Below are 4449 nucleotides of genomic sequence, written 5' to 3'. Positions count from 1 at the left end.
AAATAATAAAATTGAAGATTTTGAGTCTTTTTAATAGTTAATTTAAATTAATGCAACACTAGTGATATTAAATATATCTTTTTAGGAGGACAACAAAATGAATCAGCATGAAATTGATATTGTAAAAAGCACGGCTCCTGTTTTAGCACAGTATGGTGAACAAATTACGACCTGTTTTTATCGAAATTTATTTGAAGCTCATCCGGAGTTATTAAACGTATTTAATCGTACAAATCAACGAACAGGGCGCCAACAAACCGCTCTTGCTAACACGGTATATGCAGCCGCACAGCATATCGATCAGCTCCATGTATTGGTTCCTGTTGTGAAACAAATTGCTCATAAACACCGAAGCATTGGTGTGAAAGCTGAGCATTATCCGATTGTAGGTGAATTTTTACTTGGGGCTATTAAAGAGGTCCTTGGAGATAGCGCAACCGATGATATTTTAGCAGCATGGAAGAAAGCATACGGAGACATTGCTGACATTTTTATTTCTGTCGAAAAAGAAATGTATGAGCAAGCGGAAGGTGCTAAAGGTGGATGGAGTGATTATAAACCGTTTGTGGTGGCTAAGAAAGTTAAAGAGTCGAGTGATGTGTACTCTTTCTATTTAAAACCGGTCGATCAAAATCCATTACCTACTTTTTTACCAGGGCAGTATGTAAGTGTGCGTGTTCAGGTACCTTCAGAGGAATTTATGTCTATTCGTCAATATAGCTTATCTGATTTTGGGGACCAGTCATACTATCGCATTACGGTAAAACGAGAAGTGAATGTAGCAGAAGGGGAAGTATCAGCTTATTTACATGATCATGTAGAAGTAGGAAATGAAATTGAAATGAGCGCGCCTGCTGGTGACTTTGTTTTAGAACAGAGCGAAGAGCATCCAGTGGTCTTGATTAGCGGAGGAGTTGGCATAACGCCAACAATGCCAATGTTGAAAAAATCCATTGAAGAGCATCGGGATATTACGTTTATTCATGCAGTGAGAACGAAAGAACAGCATATTTTTAAAGATGAGCTACAGGAGCTTTTCGCTAAGTATCCGTTTAGCTACCATGTAGCATATAGTGACGGAGATGTAGATGCCGACAGAACGTATGACCAAAAAGCTGGACGTATTATTCGCGACGACTTACAGAAGTGGTGTAAAAACCCAGAAGCTTCTTTTTATATTTGTGGTTCACCATTATTTATGGAAGAAATGATTAAAAGCTTAAAGGCAATAGGAGTGAAAAGCGAAAGTATTCATTTTGAGGCTTTTACCCCTAAAATGAGCGTAGCGGTAACTGAATAAATTTGCGTAGAACGGGTAAAAAGCTAACAGGACTATAAACTGTTAGCTTTTTTTGATGAAAGGGAGTTTTTTAATGAACGAACAAGTATATGATGTGATTGGAATCGGTATTGGCCCATTTAATTTAGGACTTGCTGCTTTAATTGAGCCTGTTGAAGAAATAAGTGCGGTGTTCTTTGATAAAGAAGAGAAATTTGAGTGGCATCCCGGTATGTTAATTGACGGAACAGACTTGCAAGTACCATTTTTAGCAGACTTAGTTACGTTTGCTGATCCGACTAGTCCCTATACATTTTTAAAGTAATGAAAGACTATCGCTTGCAGTTCAAAACCCCTCGTGACCATTACATGTTTACGCTAACAAATATTGAGCATTCCCATGGTTCAAGCGCAACAAACTTAGGGCTATCTGTTCAACGAAATCAATGTATCGTTAATACAATTGCGGGTAAAGAAATTTATCCTGTTTCCTTTAACACGACCTTTCAACAATTTGATTTACCTGAATGAGGGTGTGACATAACTACATGATTCCTTCTCAAAGAAGAATCGTGACTGTTCTAAACGAGTTAAGTTGTCAGAAAGCGTTCGTTCCATTGCACTACAGACACTCGCTTTCGGCGGGGAGGAACCTGATCCTCCTCGCTTCGCTGAGCGGTCTCAGTTTTTCCTCCAGTTCCCGCAGGAGTCGCGTGTCCTACGCTCTATTCCACTCTTTTTTTAAACTTGTTTTCCAAATCAACAAACAACTGAAGTATAAAAAAGAGATAACTCTCCATAGTTCGGATATATCATTGAATGAAATACTTATGTACCATCCTCATTTTTATGAGAAATGTAAGTGTTTACAGTTAAAAACTTACTTTGTCTTTTTATTTTTTTTCGGTATAATGACATAATTGTGTTCAATAAATCAGGAGTTTTGTCTCAGTATTGTCAAAGGATATGGTTCGGTGTCTAGCGCATCGATACTTCTACCTCCTATTTTGTTATGTCAAAGTAGAAGGTAGAAGTGTGGATAAAACATACATGTTGATTTAACCATTATAGTATTTGAGGTGAGTAGAAAAAGTGAACATATCAGAATTTATAAATAGCATAAATGGTTTTTTATGGGGGCCGTTTATGATTACATTTTTATTGGGAATTGGTATCCTTTATACATTTCGCTTAGGCTTTATCCAAGTAACAATGCTCAAACAAGCATTTGTTCAAACGTTTGGCGGAATGTTTAAAAAGAACCCTGACAATAAAGATGGAATTTCTCCCTTTCAAGCGTTGGCAACATCAGTTGCTGCTCAGGTTGGGACAGGAAATTTAGCGGGTGTTGCAACAGCTATTGCTTTGGGAGGACCTGGGGCTATTTTTTGGATGTGGGTTAGCTCGTTTTTCGGCATGGCCACGATTTTTGCAGAGGCAGTTCTTGCGCAGAAATATAAAGAAGAGAAAGATGGCCAGATTGTTGGAGGACCTGCTTATTATATCCGAAAAGGAGTAGGGAGCAAATGGTTAGCGGGCTTTTTTGCCGTGTCCATTATTATCGCACTTGGGTTTATCGGAAATATGGTGCAGTCAAACTCCATCGCAGCATCCTTTGATACGTTCAATATTCCACGCGTTGCAGTAGGAATTGTTGTTGCGGTATTAATTGGCTTTATTATCTTTGGCGGAATTCAGCGAATCGCAAAAATTGCTGAATTTGTTGTACCGTTTATGGCACTTTTCTATATTGGAGGAAGCTTAGTTATCGTATTCGCAAATTTCTCTGGAATCGTGGATGCGTTTATATTAATCGTAGAATCAGCGTTTAATCCAGCTGCTGCCACTGGTGGAGTTATCGGCGCAACAATTAAAGAAGCTATTCGTTATGGGGTTTCTCGTGGGTTATTTTCCAACGAAGCAGGAATGGGCTCAACGCCTCATGCTCACGCTGCGGCAAACGTAAAACATCCTGCTCAGCAGGGATTAGTTGCTATCATAGCGGTTGTAATTGACACCGTCATTATTTGTACCCTAACAGCGCTCGTCATTATCATGACGAAATCCTATGAAACGGGCTTAAATGGTATCCAGTTAACTCAAGAAAGTTTTACAAGGGGTCTCGGCGGGTTTGGCCATCCGTTTATTGCAATTTGTTTATTCTTCTTTGCTTTCACAACCATTTTAGGATGGTACTATTTTGGAGAAAACAATATCAATTATCTGTTTGGAAAAAAAGGAATCAGCGTTTACCGTGCGCTTGTACTACTTTTTATTGTGTTAGGATCTACTTTAAACGTTACGCTTGTATGGGACTTAGCCGATACATTCAATGCATTAATGGTTCTGCCAAACGTAATCGCGCTCTTTATTTTGAGCCCTGTTGTAGTCAAAATTTATAAAGAATATAAGACAAAATGGTAAAGCTTTGCGGTCAGCAAAGCTTTTTTTGTACATATCATTTGTAAATTCCATGTTTAAGGTGAAAAGACAAGGGTACATTATTTATAGAACAAAAGCTATTACACAGAAATAAAGGAGTTGCTTGTTGAGATGAGTAAAAAAATCGCAGTATTAGTAACAGATTTATTTGAAGATGTGGAATATACAGACCCTGCCAAAGCATTGAAAGAAGCAGGTCATGAGCTAACAACGATTGACGTTGAAGGCGGCAAAACAGTAAAAGGTAAGCAAGGAGAAACAACGATCAGCATTGATAAAGGTATTAAAGAGGTAAAGCCAGAAGAGTTTGATGCTTTATTCTTACCAGGAGGTTTTTCACCTGACATTCTGCGCGCTAACGATGATGTCGTTGCATTTACAAAAGCATTTATGGATGAGAAAAAGCCGGTTATGGCCATCTGTCACGGCCCGCAGCTTTTAATTAATGCAGATACGTTAAAAGGTCGCGATATTACAGGCTATAAGTCAATTGCGGTTGACTTGAAAAACGCAGGCGCAAACTTCCATGATAAAGAAGTTGTTGTGTGCCAAAACCAACTAGTTACAAGCCGTACACCTGATGATTTACCTGCATTCATTCGTGAATCATTAAATGTACTATCATAAGAATAAAAAGCGCTCAGCTGAGCGCTTTTTTCCAGGCTGTTGAGAAACTTTGTTCTCAACAGCTTTTTTATGTCTGTCTTTTTTTATCAGTGGTAACACTG

Annotated in this window: 4 protein-coding genes and 1 pseudogene; all 5 read left to right on the top strand. The window is 38.5% G+C overall.

Annotated features, from left to right (window positions below):
* Nucleotides 1-97 precede the first annotated feature (97 nt).
* The 5 genes and pseudogenes from hmpA to AC1UFB_RS13855 all read left to right on the top strand — a co-directional run bounded on the left by hmpA (nucleotide 98) and on the right by AC1UFB_RS13855 (nucleotide 4348).
* Nucleotides 98-1300, top strand: coding sequence for an NO-inducible flavohemoprotein (gene hmpA / locus AC1UFB_RS13875; RefSeq protein ID WP_061786481.1), 1203 nt, complete (start codon nucleotides 98-100; stop codon nucleotides 1298-1300).
* A 73-nt stretch (nucleotides 1301-1373) separates the two neighbouring features.
* A pseudogene (locus AC1UFB_RS13870) lies at nucleotides 1374-1598 on the top strand (SidA/IucD/PvdA family monooxygenase); the annotation flags it as partial.
* A 50-nt stretch (nucleotides 1599-1648) separates the two neighbouring features.
* Nucleotides 1649-1810: a hypothetical protein gene (locus AC1UFB_RS13865; RefSeq protein WP_175406274.1), complete on the top strand. Its 162-nt coding sequence runs from the start codon at nucleotides 1649-1651 to the stop codon at nucleotides 1808-1810.
* Nucleotides 1811-2425: 615 nt separating this feature from the next.
* The gene (locus AC1UFB_RS13860) at nucleotides 2426-3703 is read left to right on the top strand and encodes an alanine/glycine:cation symporter family protein (RefSeq protein ID WP_328100857.1); all 1278 of its coding nucleotides are present in this window, start codon (nucleotides 2426-2428) and stop codon (nucleotides 3701-3703) included.
* 129 nt (nucleotides 3704-3832) lie between these two features.
* The gene (locus tag AC1UFB_RS13855; RefSeq protein WP_328100859.1) at nucleotides 3833-4348 is read left to right on the top strand and encodes a type 1 glutamine amidotransferase domain-containing protein; all 516 of its coding nucleotides are present in this window, start codon (nucleotides 3833-3835) and stop codon (nucleotides 4346-4348) included.
* The last annotated feature ends 101 nt before the right edge of the window (nucleotides 4349-4449 follow it).

It is taken from the genome of Priestia sp. KCTC 13724 (genome assembly GCF_056820425.1).
The sequence above is the reverse complement of the archived record's forward strand: the minus strand, read 5'-3'. Positions and strand labels throughout refer to the sequence as shown.